This window comes from Bacillus sp. A260 (assembly GCF_009861435.1).
Lineage (GTDB): Bacteria > Bacillota > Bacilli > Bacillales > Bacillaceae_G > Bacillus_A > Bacillus_A cereus.
Genome location: NZ_CP046398.1, coordinates 2,574,014 through 2,591,193, shown reverse-complemented (window position 1 = coordinate 2,591,193; position 17,180 = coordinate 2,574,014). Strand labels below are relative to the sequence as shown.

Below are 17,180 nucleotides of genomic sequence, written 5' to 3'. Positions count from 1 at the left end.
AAAAGGTAGTGTATGAATACATAAGATTCATACACTACCTTTTTATTATGATAATACTTTCGTCATAAGTATATGTGGAATGCCATCTTCCATAAATATATCAGAAGAAGTTTGATAACCTAGTTTTGTATAAAATCCTTCAGCTTGTGTTTGACCGTGTAGTTTCACTTTTGTAACTTGTTTGTTACGAGCAAGTTCTTCTAACGTTTGAATGATGACTTTACCTAATCCGTATGTACGATAATCTTTTAAAATACAAATACGTTCTAATTTTCCGACACCATCAACAAATCGTATACGCCCTGTGCCTACAGGAAGCTCATGATAATAAACTAAAATATGTTTACATTGCTCTCCGATTTCATCGAATGTATCAAATTCATCTGCAAGAGGGACACCTTGTTCTTTTACAAATACTTCTTTTCGAATATGAAAGGCAGTTTCTAAATCAGCAAGTTCTGTTATAAGTTTGGATTGCAAAATGTTCAGTCCTTTCTAATGTAATCAGCTTGTGTTTTCATAGTATATCATAATAAAGCGCTATAAAGAGAAGAACATACTAAAAAGCCAACTTTAAAAAGTTAGCTTTTATTACAATTCCTTTATCCCATTTTTAGCGCCGATAATTACTTTACTCGTCATACTTATAAATAACCCTGTTTCAACTACACCAGTAATCATTTTTAATTGAGTGTGTAAATGGGCAGGATTAGAAATATGATTAGGGAATATACAATCGATAATCATGTTATTGTTATCGGTTATATAGGTTTCATTATTTTTCAAACGTAATGTTGTTTGACATCCTAAAGACTGAATTTTATTTTCGGTTTGTTTCCATGAAAAAGGGATGATTTCAATAGGTAATGGAAAAGTACCTAAATGTGTTACAAGTTTCGATTCATCAGCAATGATAATTAGTTCTTTAGAGGAAGAGGCAACGATTTTTTCACGAAGTAATGCACCGCCACCGCCTTTTATAAGTTGTAAATTTGAATCAATTTCATCCGCTCCATCAATTGTAAGATCAAGACTTTGTACGTCGTTTAACGAAATTAGGGGGATATTTAGTTGATGTGCTAATGCTTCAGTTTCCTTTGATGTCGGTACAGCTTGAAATGATAATCCTTCTTTTACACGCTCACCTAATTTTTGTATTGTCCAATATACAGTAGAACCTGTACCAAGCCCAATCTTCATGCCATCATTTACAAAGTTAGCGGCATATTCGCCAGCGAGCTGTTTTAAATTCATCGCTTTACTCCGCTGGACGCGGTCCAGCATCAAGACCTGAATTTTCAACTGTAAGTACCGGACGAACGACTATATCTTTATGTACACGCATTTGACAAGATAATCGTAAATGATCTTCAATCCCTTTTTCCGTCATTGCATGTTTCTCATTCGCACTCGCTTCACAGAAATCACCTGCTAGTATTTCTACTCTACAAGTTGTGCAACGTGCATTCCCGCCGCAACGATGAAGAATGTTGACACCGCTATCTTCAATTGCTAATACTAACTTTGTTCCTTCTTTCACATCAAAAGTTCCCGCACCTTCAATTGTTAATTTTGGCAAATTTGTTCCTCCTCACGTAAAATTGTACATAACATATTTATGACCGCGAATTATTGAACATAAACATTATTTTTTTATATCCCCGTAACTTTTTTTAATGTTGAATCGTTTATTAAGTAAGCGCTGAAAAGGAGTGGTTATTTTGTGCACAAAAGTAACTCATGTTTTAAAGAACCATATCGATATGAATCATTCAAATATAAACTTTTTAATTGAACAATATGGAGAGTTAAAAAGATACTGTACTTTTTTAACGAAAAACAAATGGGATGGGGAAGATCTCGCCCAAGAAACAGTGTGTAAAGTGCTTCAAAAATATAGAAATAAAGATATTTGTATGACACTCGTCTATAAAATAGCAAGAAATCGTTGGTTAGATCAGATAAAGTCTAAGTCTGTTCATGAAAAAATAAGAGAACAAATCACTTTTGAAGAACCACATGAGAACATTGCAGATTTGCATGAAATGGTAGGGAAAGTATTGTCTTCATTAAATGTACAGCAATCCGCAATTTTATTATTAAAAGATGTTTTTCAATATAGTATCGCTGATATTGCTAAAGTGTGTTCTGTATCAGAAGGTGCAGTAAAGGCTTCTTTATTTCGGAGTAGAAATAGGCTGAAAACTGTAAGTGAAGAAGGGATTGAGATAGTCGAATTCACAGAGGATATTGAAGTTGTTGTAACATCTATTCGTGAGGAAAGACCAGAATTGTTAACGAAACTTCTTCCGACAATAGATTTTACTAAGTTACCATCTAAACAGCCAGTGTTATTATTTAATGTGAAAAACCCTTCTTCCTACAGTTGTATGCTTTGCGCAGCATAACAATTATTGGAGGAATTTAAAATGAATACAATTCCATATGTAGTAGAACAAACAAAATTAGGAGAACGTTCCTATGATATATATTCAAGGTTATTAAAAGACCGCATTATTATTATCGGCTCAGAAATTAACGATCAAGTAGCGAGTAGTGTCGTAGCGCAATTATTATTTTTAGAAGCAGAAGATGCAGAGAAAGATATATATTTATACATTAATAGCCCAGGAGGTTCAACGACAGCAGGTTTTGCAATATTAGATACGATGAATTTAATTAAACCAGATGTGCAAACGCTATGCATGGGCTTTGCGGCATCATTCGGTGCATTGTTATTATTATCAGGAGCAAAAGGAAAACGGTTTGCGCTTCCTAACAGTGAAATTATGATTCATCAGCCGCTTGGTGGTGCACAAGGGCAAGCAACAGAAATTGAAATAACTGCGAAAAGAATATTAAAGTTAAAGCATGATATTAATAAAATGATTGCAGAAAAAACAGGCCAACCGATTGAAAGAGTAGCACATGATACAGAAAGAGATTATTTTATGACTGCAGAAGAAGCGAAGGCATATGGGATTGTAGATGACGTTGTTACGAAAAAATAAGATGAAAAAGGCTAGAGGATATGTTAATTCTCTAGCCTTTTTATTAATCCTTTACCCATTCATCAACTAATGCTTGATTTTTTTTAATCCATTTTCGCGCAGCCTCTTCAGGATCTTTTGTTTTATTTAACATGACCATTAACGTACCGAGCTGTTCATCGTTCATTTTCCATTTATCAAAGTATTTTATAACATCTGGGTGATCTTTTTCGAAACCTTTACGAACGGAGTAATAAATGTCATCTTTTTCACCATATACTTTCTTAGGGTCTTTTAAATATTTTAAGTCAAATTCTGAAAAACCCCAATGCGGATTCCAAAGCGTAACAGCGATTGGTTTCTTTTTTGTATTTGCTTTCTTTAGTTCACTCATCATCGCAGCTTCAGAAGATTGGACAAGTTTTAGTTTTATATCATATTCTTTCATTGCTTTATTCGTTAAATTCATAAGACTACTACCGGGTTCGATACCGACAATTTTATTATCTAGTTCATCTTTATGAGCATTTAAATCTTCGATACTGTTTATGTTTTTCATATAAGAAGGGACGACTAAACCTAGTCCAGTACCTTCGTACCATTTTGATTTTAAGACAATATCATCTTTATAACGATCGTTTAGCGGTTTATCTGTAACTGGTAGCCATACTTCTAAATTCGCATCAACATCGCCACGAGCGACACCAGTCCAAATTGCGGCTTTTTCTAAATACATGAGCTCAACTTTGTAGCCTTTTTCTTCTAATAAAACTTTCCACATGTTTGCAGTTGCAATATTTTCTTTCCAACTTGTTACACCAAGTTTAATTTTTCCTTTCGAATTTGCATTTGTTGCATTACATGAAGTGAAAATCATAGTAATAAATAATGCAAGGCATATAAACCAAATTTTCTTTCGCATCGAAAACCTCCTAAGTAACGTTTGCCTTATAAAATAAATGTATAAGTAAGCATTCTTATTATGAACGGAAACGAGAATTTTAAAGAAATCTTATGAATGTCATTTTTATGTAATATTTCTTTGTAAAATCGCAACACTATGTGAATAGATGGGTAGAAAAGGAGTAGTGACATGGATAATACAAAGGTGCGTGTTGAAAACGTAACAAAAGTATTCGGGAAACATCCGCAAAGAGCCCTTTCCTTATTAAAAGAAGGAAAAAGTAAATCGGAAATTTTAAAAGAGACAGGAATGAACGTTGGGGTGAAAAAAGCAACGTTTGAAGTTTACTCTGGAGAGATTTTCGTTATTATGGGTTTGTCTGGTAGCGGGAAATCTACGCTAGTTCGTATGTTAAATCAATTGATTAAACCAACTGCAGGTCATATATACATAGATGGTGAAGACATCGCAACGATGGGAAAAGAAGAGTTACGGAGAGTAAGAAGAACGAAAATGAGTATGGTATTTCAGAAATTTGCTCTATTTCCGCATCGTACAGTTATACAAAATGTTGCATATGGTTTAGAAATACAAGGAGTTCCGGTTGAAGAGCGAGAGAAAAAAGCGTTAGAATCGCTACAGTTAGTAGGACTCGATCATCATAAAGATAATTATCCAAGTCAACTTAGTGGTGGTATGCAGCAGCGCGTTGGAATCGCAAGGGCACTAACGAATAATCCAGATGTATTACTAATGGACGAGTCATTTAGTGCATTAGATCCACTTATTCGAAAAGAAATGCAAGATGAATTGTTAGAGTTACAAGATAAAATGGAAAAAACGATTATATTTATTACGCATGATTTAGATGAAGCGCTTCGAATTGGAGATCGTATCGCATTAATGAAAGATGGAGAAATCGTCCAAATTGGAACGCCAGAAGAAATTATGATGAGCCCCGCAAATGAATTTGTAGAAAAGTTTGTTGCGGACGTGAATTTAGGAAAAGTAATTACGGCTGAGTCTATTTTAAAACGACCAGAAACTTTATTAATTGATCGTGGACCTCGTGTGGCTCTTCAAATTATGAGGAATGCAGGCGTCTCAACTGTATATGTTGTAAACAAAAAGTATGAGTTTTTAGGTATATTAACTGCGGATGATGCGAGTAAAGCAGTACAAAAACAGTGGCCGATTGCTGATTTATTACTTAATGATATTCCGCATGTGTATTTGGATACTTTACTGGAAGAGACATATGCAAAAATGGCAGAGATGAAATATCCCTTACCAGTAATCGATGAGAAGAAAAGGCTAAGAGGAATTATTAAACGTGAAAGTGTCATTCAAGCTCTTGCAGGAAACATTGAGGAAGAGGTGAAAGACGATGAATAGTATACCACGTATTCCATTAGGGGAATGGGTCGACTCATTTGTTGCAAGTTTATATGAGCACTTTGAAGGCTTATTCCGAGGATTCTCTTATATTATTGGTGGATTCGTTGATTTACTCACTAATTTTTTAACAATAATACCTGCCATATTGATGATTATTATCTTGTGTTTCTTCATTTGGTACACAACGAGGAAATTATCTTTAGTCATTTTTACGCTTATTGGATTATTATTCATTTTGAATATTAACTACTGGGCACAAACGATGCAAACATTAGCACTCGTACTTACGTCTGTTATTATTTCAATTATTGTCGGAATTCCAATTGGTATATTAGCATCTCAAAATGAGCGTTTCTCAAAATTTTTAAAGCCAACATTAGATTTTATGCAAACAATGCCGGCATTCGTATACCTCATTCCAGCGATTACATTTTTCGGAGTTGGTGTAGTACCTGGAATTATTGCATCGGTAATCTTTGCAATGCCACCGACAATTCGTTTTACTGACTTAGGGATTAGACAAGTTCCAGAAGATTTAATTGAAGCAGCGAATGCGTTTGGATCCACAGCATCACAAAAACTATTTAAAGTACAATTACCACTTGCAACCGGAACGATTATGGCTGGTGTGAACCAAAGCATTATGCTTTCGTTATCGATGGTTGTAACAGCATCACTTGTAGGAGCTCCAGGGCTTGGAGTTGATGTATATCGCTCTGTAACACAAGTTAATATCGGAATGGGATTTGAAGCTGGATTAGCTATCGTAGTAATCGCAATTATATTAGACCGAATTACACAAGGGTTCCATACGAAAAGAAAATAATGAACAAAAAACACACTTTTATACTACAAAGTGTGTTTTTTATTGCATCCAGTTTACATACGAACGATAACAGAACCTCCAGCTGGTGCACAAACTTGGTTTTGCTGTTGTTCCATGGATTTAATTAATTGATTATTTTCTTCGATTAATGAGATTAATTTAGCTAACTGACTTTCAAGGTTAGCGATGCGCTGCATCATATATTGTGAATCATGATGCAATGTATTCCTTACAGGATGGGGGGAATAAACATACTGTTGATTTATATTTGGATTCCAATGAGGATACATTTGAATCGTTCCTCCTTCAATAAATTACGGATCTTTCTTATAGTAAATGCCTATAAATATTTAATGGTTACTTGAAATTTTTTCATTATAAAAGGAGTATGTACAGAAAATGGAAAATATTATATGTGAAGTTACAGTACATTTTTTAGAAATATTTAAGCGAGATAGTGCGTATATTAATACATTTAAGTGAATGCATGTTGTTTAGGGAGAAATGATGGGAGGAGATGCAATTTTGGCTAAAAATAAAAAAAGAAATGATGCTTTGGCAATAGGTGTCGGTATAGGGGTTGTAATTGGTGTATTTCAAGGGCACTTTACAAATAATTTAGTAATCGGAATTGTGATTGGGATTATAATTGGGATTTCGTTTTTGAAGAAATAATGATGTAAATTCATTTCAAAAATTATTGTATTAAAAGAATGAAGATTCGGAATACGAAACATGTTTTTCCTTTTTTTGTGATATTATATATGAAAAGGAAGGTGATAGATATGTCAACAAACAATCAAATAGAACAAAACTGTTTCATTTGCAAAAAACATAAAGGAAATATTATAGTTCCAGGTGGAGCTATTTACGAAGATGAACTCGTTTACGTTGGACATGTCCACTGGGATAGTGAAGAAACATACCTAGGTTATGTAATGATAGATATAAAAAGACATGTACCTGGACTTGCTGAACTAACAGATGAAGAAGCGAAAGCGTTCGGACTTATAACAAGTAGAGTAAGTAAAGCGCTAAAAGAAAGCGAAGGTGCAGAGCATATTTACACTTTTGTTTCAGGAAATGGTGTACCACATATGCATATGCACATTATTCCGCGTTATCCGAATACACCAAAAGAGTTTTGGTCACCAAGCGAGATAGCGAAATGGACTGGCGCACCATATGGTGACGAAGAGAAAATAAAAAAAATATGCGAAAGAATACGAAAGTATATGGTAAATGAGTATGCATACAACAAATAATACGCAATATTCATGGGTTGGAAATACAGAAATGTACTTAGGAGAAATTTCAGTTAAGCAATATGGTGATATTGTACTTGGTAAATATGGCGGGAATAAAATTGCTGGAGCGAAAAAGAATGAAGATGGTGCATTAGTTTGGTCAAATGGTGAATGGGAATTTGCAGCTATTCTAGATGGACATAATAGTGCAAAAAGTGTTGAGTTAGTAGTGAATACAATCGAAAAAGAATATGAAAATATAAAAGTAATTTTGAATGAACCAATTAATTCAGTATTTCAGTCTGTTGAAAATCATATACTTACAATTTTTCAGTCATCTTCATTTAAGGAAAAGTGCAAAAAAATTAAAGGTGAAACAGCTTGCTTACTATGTGTAAGGAAAGAAAATTATATATGGTGGATTTCTATTGGTGATTGTTTAGTGTATGTATTTCATGAAGAGTTACATAAGTTAGGGCAATATGCATTAAATCAACGTCATTTTTACGAATGGATTGGGAATGTAAACACATTCGATTTACCTGTTCCTTGTTATTCATCAGGTATTCGTGAATTACGTACTGGAAAGAACCGAATTGTGATGGTGACAGATGGGGTATTAGAATGCGGGGAGCGCCGATATGAAATACCTGTAAATTTGTATAATGCTATGAACAGAAACGATAAAACACTTAAAGAAAATATTCACAATGTTTTAGAACACGTGCATCATCAGTTGGGACGTGATAGTGCGACAATTATTAGTTGGGACGTAGAAAATAAAAGGAATGCCACGTATCCGAGTGATCAGCTGGAGAAAAGGTAAAGGAGGAGGCCTTTCTGTTTCTTTTGAAACTAATTGTCTTATTGTTATGGATTATAATTTTATTCTTTTTAGAAAAAATTGTGAGGAAGAAGTTAAATATACCGAGACAAACTGGATGGAATAGTAAATATGTCAGCCAATCACATAAATGGGGGCAATGGATTATCATTATTTCTTATGTAGTACTTATGATGATAGGTTCAATTTTGAATCCAATATACATGACTTATATACCAATTTTCTTTTTTATGACGTTGTACATTTTTCAAGGATATATGCAGTGGAAATATGATAGGAAAGCAAAAGAATATATTATTTCGTTTGGAATTGTTCCGTTACTAATAATTACAGGTTTTATGTTGAATGTATTCTATAATACGTATTGGTGATGAATGGTCATACAAATAAAGGGTGAGAAAATGATAAGACCACGTTTACGGGCTGAAGTAATGATTGTAAACGACGAACATTCAAAAGTACTAGTACAATGTGATGAGAATGAATCATTTTATCGTTTTCCAGGTGGCTCTATTGAATTTGGTGAAACGTCAAAAGAAGCAATAATTCGAGAGTTAATAGAAGAATACGATTTGAAAGTTGATGTTCAAGAGTTAGCAATTGTAAATGAACATATTTTTGAGTGGGGCAACGAAAATGGTCATCATTGTACATTGATACATTGGGGGACTGTTGAAAAAATCATTACAAACGAAATAAGGCATAAAGAGCATGAGGATATTATATTAATTTGGAAAAGTCTAGAGGAATTACAGGAGAAGCCGACATATCCTGAAGGCATCATAAGTTATTTAGAAGGGGATAACCGTAATATAGTCCAATTTATTTCAAGTAATTAAATGAAATAATAGGAGGGGTGAAAATGGGAGCTTCTACTTTTTGGATTATAACTATTGTTTTTTGTATAGCTATCTATTTTCTCGATAAGTTTTTAAGAAAAAAATTGAATATGCCCAAGGGTGGTTTTTGGGGATATAAGAAACATGTAAATAGTTTACATAAAAAATTGGAAATAGGACTACTTTTTATTTATTTAATAACTAGCTTTATATTTATCTTTAAATTTGAAAGTATTAATATTGCTTATGTCATTTTTACTTATTTAGGTGGGACGTTAATCTTAAGAGCATTGATGGAATGGAAGTATGATAGAGAGTCGAAAGAATATATATTTTCGGTAATTGGGGTATTCACGTTTATTTTTATGACTTCGATACTATTTTACTTCTTTCCACCTGCTGTATAATAAAAATTTGATAGTACAAATAATGAAATAACTAATAAACAAGAAACCATTTACTACTAAATGGTTTCTTATTTAATTTAAACATTTAATTTCGCTAATACGGATTTAATGAAATTTGTTTTATCCTCTGCATATTGATGTTTATCATTAGGATTAGCTTTTGAAAGTTGAATCTTCAACTGTTCATACTGTATACGAGCAGTCTTATTGTCTATTAAGTAATCTCGAAATTGTAATTGTTCTATTAAATATGTATTCCCTTGTTCATACATATGAATTTGATGAGTTCTTGGTTCACCTTTATTAAAATAGTATCTTTCGGGTAATACTTCTTTTCTATATTTATAGTTTAGTAGTTCTAACTTTTGAATACATTTTAAACCGTCTTTATAATCTTCTAGTTCGATTGCAATATCAATAATTGGCTTTGCACTTAAATGCGGAATAGCAGTACTGCCAATATGGTGTATGGCTAAAATATGTTCGCCAATTTGTTTCTCAATGAATTGTTTCTCTTTCATAAACTCAAATTCCCATTCCTCAGTCCACGGAACTAAAAATACTTTCCCATACGGTAAACCTAACATTTAATTAGCATCCCTTTCAAAATAGTTTTCAAAAAGTTTATTACATCTTCTTAAAGCTTCTCAAAACAAGGTATTCCCACAATCTCCAAGGAAGAATCTTCTTCGTAAAGATCATAAATTTTACACCTTTTCCAATAGGATATCGTAAAGTAGTACGCTTTGTTTCAGCAATTTCAACGATTTTATTAGCAACATCTATCGGATTACCAAATGTATCACTACCGCTATTAATATGTTTTTGTATTTTATCCATATATTCTTTGTAAGGAGATGTTGTATCAGATTGGTTTTCAGCTAGTTGTTTACCAACCTCCCATATATTTGTGTTGTAAGAACCAGGTTCAATTAAAGCGACATCTATTCCGAAAGGTTTTAATTCTAAGCGAAGCGATTCACTCCAGCCTTCTAATGCATATTTTGAAGATACATAAGGAGATAAACCAGGGAATCCAACTTGGCCGCTAATGCTGCTTATATTAATGATTTTTCCACTTCTTTGTTTTCTCATATATGGTAAAACAAGCTGGGTAATTGATATAGCTCCAAAAAGGTTCGTTTCAAATTGCTTTCGATATTCGTCTACTTGGATTTCTTCTACAAAGCCCCCATTTGCATATCCTGCATTATTTATAAGGAGATCTATTCTATTAATTTCTTTTAAAAATAATTGGAAATTATGTATAGAATTTTGATCTGTTACATCTAATTGTTGAACTTTTATATTGTGCTGTAAGTTAAGTTGAGTAACTTGGGATAGTAAGGTTCCTTGTTTTTCAAGGTTTCGCATTGTAGCGATAACTAAATAATCTTTTTTTGCGAGTTCGAGTGTAGTTAATAGTCCAAATCCACTTGAGGCTCCAGTAATTATTGCGATTTTTTTATTCATTTTTCGCCAGCTTTCTTTTTCTTTTATCATAACGAGTTATGATAAGAAAATCTATTATTCTTACATTCATTATGAAATCAATTTGTATGTAAAAAAAGGGGATTATAGGGAATCAGCGTATATAGAGTAGTGTATATTAATATGATAATGAAATGAGGGAAGAAACATGGTCCATGTAAAAGCTGTATTAGCAGATCAGCTATTAGCGAATGCAAATGATCCCAGTTGGTATATGCCATTTTCAGATGCAGTTAAGGATTTATCTGAGAGGGAAGCTTTCTGGAAACCGAATGAAGAGAGTAATAGTATAGCTGAAATCGTACAACATTTACTGTATTGGAACTCTACGTGGCAAACTAGGTATAAAGAATCAAATGTGAATGCAGTACCCGCTATAGGAGATAATAACAAAAGTTTTATGCTCTCAGATAATCAAACTTTCGATGAATTACGGGAAAAACTACTAGAAAAACTGTTACAATGGCAAAATCTCATAAATGAAGAAAAGGTTGAAAGTGATGTAGTGGGATTTCCTGTTTCTGCAAAGTGGTGGGAAGTGCTAGCGAATGTAACAACTCATAATGCATATCATATTGGTCAAATTATTTACATCCGAAAATTACAGAAGAGCTTTGATAATGAATAAAGTAACAATTCTCTTATTAAGGGAACAAAAGTGGACAAAACGAGACAAACGTCTCATTTTGTCCACTTTTTTATTGTTAAAAGATAGAGAAAACCTATTAAAACAAGGATTAGAATTTGGCACGGTACTTGCAATATAAAAGACGAACAAGAAAATAGGAGGGCTGGACATGTTAAAAACAACTGAAAGTAAAGGGAATGAAATTACGAAAGAACAAGCTCGTTGGATGTACGAAAAAATGTTAGAGATTCGTAAGTTTGAAGATAAGGTGCATGAATTGTTCGCGCAAGGCGTTTTGCCAGGTTTCGTTCATTTATACGCAGGTGAAGAAGCGGTAGCAGTTGGTGTATGTGCCCACTTAACGGATAGTGACAGTATTACAAGTACACATAGAGGTCATGGACATTGTATCGCAAAAGGTTGTGATTTAAATGGTATGATGGCTGAACTTTTCGGGAAAGCGACAGGATTATGTAAAGGTAAAGGCGGTTCCATGCATATTGCCGATTTAGATAAAGGAATGCTTGGTGCGAATGGCATTGTAGGCGGGGGTTTCCCACTTGCTTGCGGTTCAGCATTAACAGCTAAATATAAAGGAACAAAAGATGTAAGTGTTTGCTTCTTCGGTGACGGAGCAAATAATGAAGGAACATTCCATGAAGGGGTTAATTTAGCGGCGATTTGGAAGTTACCAGTTATTTTTATTGCAGAAAATAACGGTTACGGTGAAGCAACTACATTTGAATATGCTTCAAGTTGTGATTCTATCGCTGATCGCGCAAAAGCTTATAATATTCCAGGTGTTCAAGTAGATGGAAAAGATCTTCTAGCTGTATATAAAGCTGCTACAGAAGCAGTTGAACGTGCGCGTAATGGTGATGGTCCAACAATTATTGAATGTATGACATATCGTAATTATGGTCATTTCGAAGGTGAAGCGCAAACATATAAAACATCAGAAGAAAAAGAAGAACATTTAAATGAAAAAGATGCAATTGTGAATTTCCGTAAGCATTTAATTCATGAAGGTTTATTAACAGAATCTGAACTTGTTGATATGGAAAAAGCAGTAGATGATGCAGTACAAAGATCCATTGAATTTAGTGAAAATAGTCCATACCCAGACGATGAAGAATTATTAAAAGATGTATACGTTTCTTACAAATAAGAGGAGGGTGAAAAATTATGACTAGAACAGTAAGTATGTCAACTGCAATTAATGAAGCGATGAAAATCTCAATGCGTCGTGATGAAAATGTAATTTTAATAGGTGAAGATGTTGCAGGCGGTGCACAAGTTGATCACCTGCAAGATGATGAAGCTTGGGGTGGTGTTCTTGGTGTTACGAAAGGACTTGTACAAGAGTTTGGCCGAAATCGTATATTGGATACACCAATTTCTGAAGCGGGTTATATGGGAGCTGCGATGGCAGCTGCTGCAACTGGGTTACGTCCGATAGCTGAGTTAATGTTTAATGATTTTATCGGTAGTTGTCTTGACCAAGTATTAAACCAAGGTGCGAAATTCCGTTATATGTTTGGAGGTAAAGCAAAAGTACCCGTTACAGTACGTACGATGCATGGCGCTGGTTTTAGTGCTGCAGCTCAACATTCACAAAGTTTGTACGCATTATTTACGAGCATACCAGGTATTAAAGTTGTTGTTCCTTCCACACCGTATGATGCAAAAGGCTTATTATTAGCAGCAATTGAAGATGATGATCCAGTAATCTTCTTTGAGGATAAAACACTTTACAATATGAAAGGTGAAGTGCCAGAAGGATACTATACAATTCCATTAGGAAAAGCAGATATTAAACGGGAAGGTTCTGATGTAACAATTGTCGCAATCGGAAAGCAAGTTCATACAGCGCTTGCAGCTGCAAAGCAATTATCGAAAAAGGGGCTTGAAGTAGAAGTAATTGATCCACGATCTTTATCACCACTTGATGAAGATACTATTTTATCATCTGTTGAAAAAACAAATCGTCTTATCGTCATTGACGAAGCGAATCCTAGATGTAGTATGGCAACAGATATTGCGGCAATTGTAGCGGATAAAGGTTTTGATTTGTTAGATGCACCTATTAAACGAATTACAGCACCACATACACCCGTTCCGTTCTCACCACCACTTGAAAAGTTGTATTTGCCAACACCAGAAAAAGTAATTGAAACTGTATCAGAAATGATCGGAGACCAATCTTTATTACATGTGTAATAAAATGATGAGAAGGGAGAGAGAGACATGGCTGTAGAAGTTGTAATGCCGAAGTTAGGTATGGCGATGAAAGAAGGTATTATTACGAGCTGGAATATTAAAGCAGGCGATAATGTAGCAAAAGGAGAACTAATTGCTAGTATTAATTCAGAAAAAATTGAAACGGAAATTGAAGCGCCAGCTGATGGTACAGTACTTGATATAGCTGTAAGTGAAGATGAAGGAGTGCCGCCTGGTACTGTAATTTGCTACATCGGTAAACCGAATGAAAAAGTAGAAATGCAGGAAAGCACACATGTTGTAGAAGAAAAAACATCTAATATAGAAGTACAAAATGTACAAAATCAAGAAGCAAATGGGAAAGAAGTATCGAAGCAAAGAATTAAAATTTCACCTGTAGCCAAGAAAATTGCAAAGTCTGAAAATCTGGATATCAAGGCATTAGTTGGTACAGGTCCTGGCGGAAGGATTACAAAGGCAGATGTATTAAAAGCACTTGAGGTAAGAGTAAACGTTCCGGAAATATCTGAACAAGAAGAAAGTAACGTGATTCCTGTTACTGGTATGCGTAAAGCGATCGCAAATCGTATGCACGCAAGCTTACAAAATAGCGCACAATTAACGTTAACGATGAAAGTAGATGTAACAGATTTAGTTGCTTTACATAAAGAAATAGCGAAAGTTGTACAAAAAAGAGATGATAATAAATTAACTATTACGGATTTTGTCTCGCGTGCTGCTGTATTAGCACTTGGAGAGCATAAAGAAATGAACAGCGCTTATATAGATGATGCAATTCATCAATTTGAACATGTGCATTTAGGCATGGCAGTCGCGTTAGAAAAAGGGTTAATCGTTCCAGCTATTCGCTTTGCAAATAATTTATCTTTAGTAGAATTGTCTAAAGAGATTAAGAATGTGGCACAAAAGGCGCGAGCAGGTAGCTTAAGTAGTGATGATATGCACGGAACGACATTTACAATTAGTAATTTAGGTAGCTTTGGTATTGAATATTTCACACCGGTATTAAATACACCTGAGACTGGCATTTTAGGTATTGGCGCAATTGAACATGTTCCTGTATATAAAGGGAAAAAATTAAAAAAAGGTAGTATGTTACCTTTAAGTTTAACATTCAATCATCGTGTACTAGACGGTGCACCAGCAGCTGCATTTTTACGCACAATTAAACATTATTTAGAAGAACCTATAACAATTCTTTTATAAAGAGAAGGTGAGAGAATGAGTAAACTAGTTGTAATTGGAGGCGGACCAGCTGGCTATGTAGCAGCAATTACCGCGGCTCAAAATGGCAAAGATGTCACTCTTATTGATGAAGCTGACCTTGGCGGAACATGTTTAAATGTTGGGTGTATGCCGACGAAATCACTGTTAGAAAGTGCTGAAGTACATGACATTGTGAGAAAAGCGAATGATTATGGAGTTACGCTTAATACAGGAAGTATATCAATTGATTGGGATCAAATACAGGCGAGAAAATCACAAATCGTAATGCAACTCGTCCAAGGAATACAATATTTAATGAAGAAAAATAAAATTAAAGTTGTAAAAGGAAAAGCGAAATTCGAAACGGATCATCGTGTGCGAGTTGTACAAGGAAATAAAGAAGAAGTAGTTGATGGAGAGAGCTTTATTATCACATCTGGTTCCGAACCTACAGAATTACCATTCGCTCCGTTCGATGGAAAATGGATTTTAAATAGTAGCCATGCCATGTCTCTTGAGAGTGTACCATCTTCATTGTTAATCGTTGGCGGTGGTGTAATAGGATGTGAGTTTGCAAGTATTTATAGTAGACTTGGCACAAAAGTATCGATAGTTGAAATGGCACCGCAATTACTACCTGGTGAAGATGAAGATATCGCGAATATTTTAAGAGAGAAATTAGAAAAAGATGGTGTGAAAATTTTTACGGGAGCAGTTTTAAAAGGATTAAATAACTATAAGAAGCAAGCTTCATTTGAGTACAAGGGAATTACTCACGAAGTAACTCCAGAATTTGTTCTTGTTTCTGTAGGAAGAAAACCACGAGTGCAACAATTAGGATTAGAAAAGGCAGGGGTTCTGTTTTCAAATAAAGGGATTTCTGTGAATGAACATATGCAAACGAACGTATCGCATATTTACGCAGCTGGTGATGTAATCGGTGGAATTCAGCTTGCTCACGTTGCCTTCCATGAAGGAACGACAGCAGCATTACACGCAAGCGGAGAAGACGTGAAAGTAAATTATCACGCTGTGCCCCGTTGTATATACACAGCTCCAGAAATAGCTAGTGTCGGGTTAAGTGAAAAAGGTGCAAGAGAACAATATGGTGATATTCTCATCGGAGAATTTCCTTTTACAGCGAACGGAAAAGCTCTTATTTTAGGAGAACAAGTAGGTAAAGTAAAAGTCATTGTAGAACCTAAATACCAAGAAATTGTAGGGATTTCTATTATCGGTCCTCATGCAACTGAACTTATTGGTCAAGGAACCGTAATGATTCATACAGAAGTTACCGCTGATATAATGAGAGATTATATTGCAGCACACCCTACTTTATCAGAAGCAATTCATGAAGCGTTAATGCAAGCGGTAGGACATGCTGTACATGCTTAAATGGAAATATGATAAACCACTATTCTCTAAACGAAAGAGAGAATAGTGGTTTGAATTTTTATAGAAGAAATTAAATATCTTATTACTATTTAATTTCAATCGCTGAAGTAATATCGTTCCAATCAGCAGCTAAATTAGCAGTTTTACCGTACCAATCAGCATGTTTAAATAAAACGCCTTTTCCATATCCTTGTGTTGAAGTGTGCTCCCAAAGTGTCGTTGAATAACTTGCAGAAGGTGACGCTGTACTTACAGAAGAAATTCTGTCATTCCAGCTAGATGGTAAGTTTTTAAAGCCGCTACTCCAGTAAATATATTGGCCACCTTTATCTTTATGTTCATAAAAATCAGTACTACCAGCACCGCTACCTAAAGGATTAATTTTATTTTTAATTGCTTTTTTATCCTTTTCAATATACGCATCTAATGTTTCACGGCTAGTAAAACCATAAGCTAGCCAATCTCCATTTTCATTTTGCTTAGGTAATACCATAGTAATTTGGATATCTTTCTTATCCTGATCACTTAATTTTGCAAATGAATTAACATTTTGTTCATCCACTTTTAAATAATCAAATGACTTAATTGTGTTACTTTTTTCTTCAGCACTTACCGCACCTAGTCCTCCAGTTAGTGCAAAACCCGCTACTAATGTCCCTGCTACTAATTTCTTCAACATATAACCATCCCTTTTTGTTTGAATTTTTGTACAGGTGAATCTTGTACAGCTAAAATGTATTCTAATTTTATACTTTTGTAAATAT

At 34.4% G+C, this 17,180-nt stretch carries 24 protein-coding genes; 16 read left to right on the top strand and 8 right to left on the bottom strand.

What is annotated here, in order from left to right; genetic code table 11:
- Positions 1–45: 45 nt before the first annotated feature.
- The 3 genes from GD442_RS13080 to GD442_RS13070 all read right to left on the bottom strand — a co-directional run bounded on the left by GD442_RS13080 (position 46) and on the right by GD442_RS13070 (position 1,579).
- A complete protein-coding gene (locus GD442_RS13080; protein WP_001190865.1) occupies positions 46–480 on the bottom strand; it encodes a GNAT family N-acetyltransferase in 435 nt (144 codons plus the stop codon).
- 111 nt (positions 481–591) lie between these two features.
- Entirely contained in the window at positions 592–1,254 is a 663-nt protein-coding gene (rpiA, locus tag GD442_RS13075) for a ribose 5-phosphate isomerase A (RefSeq protein WP_001049982.1), read from the bottom strand.
- 4 nt (positions 1,255–1,258) lie between these two features.
- Positions 1,259–1,579, bottom strand: a complete 321-nt coding sequence (locus tag GD442_RS13070; RefSeq protein ID WP_001125388.1) for a 2Fe-2S iron-sulfur cluster-binding protein — start codon at positions 1,577–1,579, stop codon at positions 1,259–1,261.
- A gap of 142 nt (positions 1,580–1,721) precedes the next feature.
- On the opposite strand from GD442_RS13070, the gene GD442_RS13065 reads away from it, so the two are divergent.
- Positions 1,722–2,408 carry an RNA polymerase subunit sigma-70 gene (locus tag GD442_RS13065; RefSeq protein ID WP_000337509.1) on the top strand — a complete coding sequence of 229 codons (687 nt, stop codon included), beginning with the start codon at positions 1,722–1,724 and terminating at the stop codon, positions 2,406–2,408.
- Positions 2,409–2,429: 21 nt separating this feature from the next.
- Positions 2,430–3,011 carry an ATP-dependent Clp endopeptidase proteolytic subunit ClpP gene (gene clpP, locus GD442_RS13060; protein WP_001092372.1) on the top strand — a complete coding sequence of 194 codons (582 nt, stop codon included), beginning with the start codon at positions 2,430–2,432 and terminating at the stop codon, positions 3,009–3,011.
- A gap of 43 nt (positions 3,012–3,054) precedes the next feature.
- Here clpP and GD442_RS13055 read toward each other — a convergent pair whose 3' ends face one another.
- Positions 3,055–3,912 carry a glycine betaine ABC transporter substrate-binding protein gene (locus GD442_RS13055; protein ID WP_159365103.1) on the bottom strand — a complete coding sequence of 286 codons (858 nt, stop codon included), beginning with the start codon at positions 3,910–3,912 and terminating at the stop codon, positions 3,055–3,057.
- Positions 3,913–4,083: 171 nt separating this feature from the next.
- On the opposite strand from GD442_RS13055, the gene GD442_RS13050 reads away from it, so the two are divergent.
- Together GD442_RS13050 and GD442_RS13045 are read left to right on the top strand one after the other, a co-directional pair.
- Entirely contained in the window at positions 4,084–5,289 is a 1,206-nt protein-coding gene (locus GD442_RS13050) for a quaternary amine ABC transporter ATP-binding protein (RefSeq protein ID WP_000370606.1), read from the top strand.
- Entirely contained in the window at positions 5,282–6,118 is an 837-nt protein-coding gene (locus GD442_RS13045; protein ID WP_001084759.1) for an ABC transporter permease, read from the top strand. Before GD442_RS13050 ends, GD442_RS13045 begins: the two co-directional genes overlap by 8 nt.
- Positions 6,119–6,171: 53 nt before the next feature.
- Here the strand turns inward: GD442_RS13045 and GD442_RS13040 are convergent, their stop codons facing one another.
- Positions 6,172–6,408 (bottom strand): hypothetical protein, encoded by a 237-nt coding sequence (locus GD442_RS13040; RefSeq protein WP_000283223.1) that lies wholly within the window; start codon positions 6,406–6,408, stop codon positions 6,172–6,174.
- Positions 6,409–6,625: 217 nt separating this feature from the next.
- Between GD442_RS13040 and GD442_RS13035 the strand changes: the two genes are divergently transcribed.
- From GD442_RS13035 to GD442_RS13010, 6 genes are all read left to right on the top strand, one after another.
- On the top strand, positions 6,626–6,793 hold the full coding sequence (locus GD442_RS13035) for a glycine zipper domain-containing protein (RefSeq protein ID WP_000508402.1): 168 nt from the start codon (positions 6,626–6,628) through the stop codon (positions 6,791–6,793).
- Positions 6,794–6,882: 89 nt separating this feature from the next.
- The gene (locus GD442_RS13030; protein WP_172605314.1) at positions 6,883–7,383 is read left to right on the top strand and encodes an HIT family protein; all 501 of its coding nucleotides are present in this window, start codon (positions 6,883–6,885) and stop codon (positions 7,381–7,383) included.
- The gene (locus tag GD442_RS13025) at positions 7,367–8,191 is read left to right on the top strand and encodes a PP2C family serine/threonine-protein phosphatase (RefSeq protein ID WP_000557606.1); all 825 of its coding nucleotides are present in this window, start codon (positions 7,367–7,369) and stop codon (positions 8,189–8,191) included. The genes GD442_RS13030 and GD442_RS13025 overlap by 17 nt, the downstream gene beginning before the upstream one ends.
- A 23-nt stretch (positions 8,192–8,214) precedes the next feature.
- On the top strand, positions 8,215–8,580 hold the full coding sequence (locus tag GD442_RS13020; RefSeq protein WP_000767736.1) for a DUF4181 domain-containing protein: 366 nt from the start codon (positions 8,215–8,217) through the stop codon (positions 8,578–8,580).
- Between the two features lie 30 nt (positions 8,581–8,610).
- Positions 8,611–9,048: an NUDIX domain-containing protein gene (locus tag GD442_RS13015; RefSeq protein WP_000620919.1), complete on the top strand. Its 438-nt coding sequence runs from the start codon at positions 8,611–8,613 to the stop codon at positions 9,046–9,048.
- Positions 9,049–9,071: 23 nt separating this feature from the next.
- On the top strand, positions 9,072–9,455 hold the full coding sequence (locus tag GD442_RS13010) for a DUF4181 domain-containing protein (RefSeq protein WP_000501285.1): 384 nt from the start codon (positions 9,072–9,074) through the stop codon (positions 9,453–9,455).
- A 77-nt stretch (positions 9,456–9,532) separates the two neighbouring features.
- Here GD442_RS13010 and GD442_RS13005 read toward each other — a convergent pair whose 3' ends face one another.
- Both GD442_RS13005 and GD442_RS13000 read right to left on the bottom strand, forming a co-directional pair.
- Positions 9,533–10,042: a GrpB family protein gene (locus tag GD442_RS13005; protein WP_000901198.1), complete on the bottom strand. Its 510-nt coding sequence runs from the start codon at positions 10,040–10,042 to the stop codon at positions 9,533–9,535.
- Between the two features lie 40 nt (positions 10,043–10,082).
- The gene (locus GD442_RS13000) at positions 10,083–10,928 is read right to left on the bottom strand and encodes an oxidoreductase (RefSeq protein WP_001034794.1); all 846 of its coding nucleotides are present in this window, start codon (positions 10,926–10,928) and stop codon (positions 10,083–10,085) included.
- A gap of 166 nt (positions 10,929–11,094) precedes the next feature.
- On the opposite strand from GD442_RS13000, the gene GD442_RS12995 reads away from it, so the two are divergent.
- From GD442_RS12995 to lpdA, 6 genes are read left to right on the top strand one after another with little or no spacing between them, the layout of a single operon-like run.
- Positions 11,095–11,574, top strand: a complete 480-nt coding sequence (locus GD442_RS12995) for a DinB family protein (protein WP_000233778.1) — start codon at positions 11,095–11,097, stop codon at positions 11,572–11,574.
- Positions 11,567–11,713 (top strand): hypothetical protein, encoded by a 147-nt coding sequence (locus GD442_RS27760; protein ID WP_001045414.1) that lies wholly within the window; start codon positions 11,567–11,569, stop codon positions 11,711–11,713. Before GD442_RS12995 ends, GD442_RS27760 begins: the two co-directional genes overlap by 8 nt.
- Before the next feature lie 30 nt (positions 11,714–11,743).
- Complete coding sequence (acoA, locus tag GD442_RS12990; RefSeq protein WP_000921290.1) at positions 11,744–12,742, top strand: acetoin:2,6-dichlorophenolindophenol oxidoreductase subunit alpha; 999 nt, start codon at positions 11,744–11,746, stop codon at positions 12,740–12,742.
- A 17-nt stretch (positions 12,743–12,759) separates the two neighbouring features.
- The gene (gene acoB, locus GD442_RS12985; RefSeq protein ID WP_000198901.1) at positions 12,760–13,794 is read left to right on the top strand and encodes an acetoin:2,6-dichlorophenolindophenol oxidoreductase subunit beta; all 1,035 of its coding nucleotides are present in this window, start codon (positions 12,760–12,762) and stop codon (positions 13,792–13,794) included.
- A 27-nt stretch (positions 13,795–13,821) separates the two neighbouring features.
- Complete coding sequence (locus GD442_RS12980) at positions 13,822–15,021, top strand: dihydrolipoamide acetyltransferase family protein (protein WP_086408050.1); 1,200 nt, start codon at positions 13,822–13,824, stop codon at positions 15,019–15,021.
- Positions 15,022–15,036: 15 nt separating this feature from the next.
- Positions 15,037–16,416, top strand: a complete 1,380-nt coding sequence (gene lpdA, locus GD442_RS12975; RefSeq protein WP_000041187.1) for a dihydrolipoyl dehydrogenase — start codon at positions 15,037–15,039, stop codon at positions 16,414–16,416.
- 85 nt (positions 16,417–16,501) lie between these two features.
- Here the strand turns inward: lpdA and GD442_RS12970 are convergent, their stop codons facing one another.
- Positions 16,502–17,095 carry a hypothetical protein gene (locus GD442_RS12970; RefSeq protein ID WP_000914438.1) on the bottom strand — a complete coding sequence of 198 codons (594 nt, stop codon included), beginning with the start codon at positions 17,093–17,095 and terminating at the stop codon, positions 16,502–16,504.
- Between the last annotated feature and the right edge of the window lie 85 nt (positions 17,096–17,180).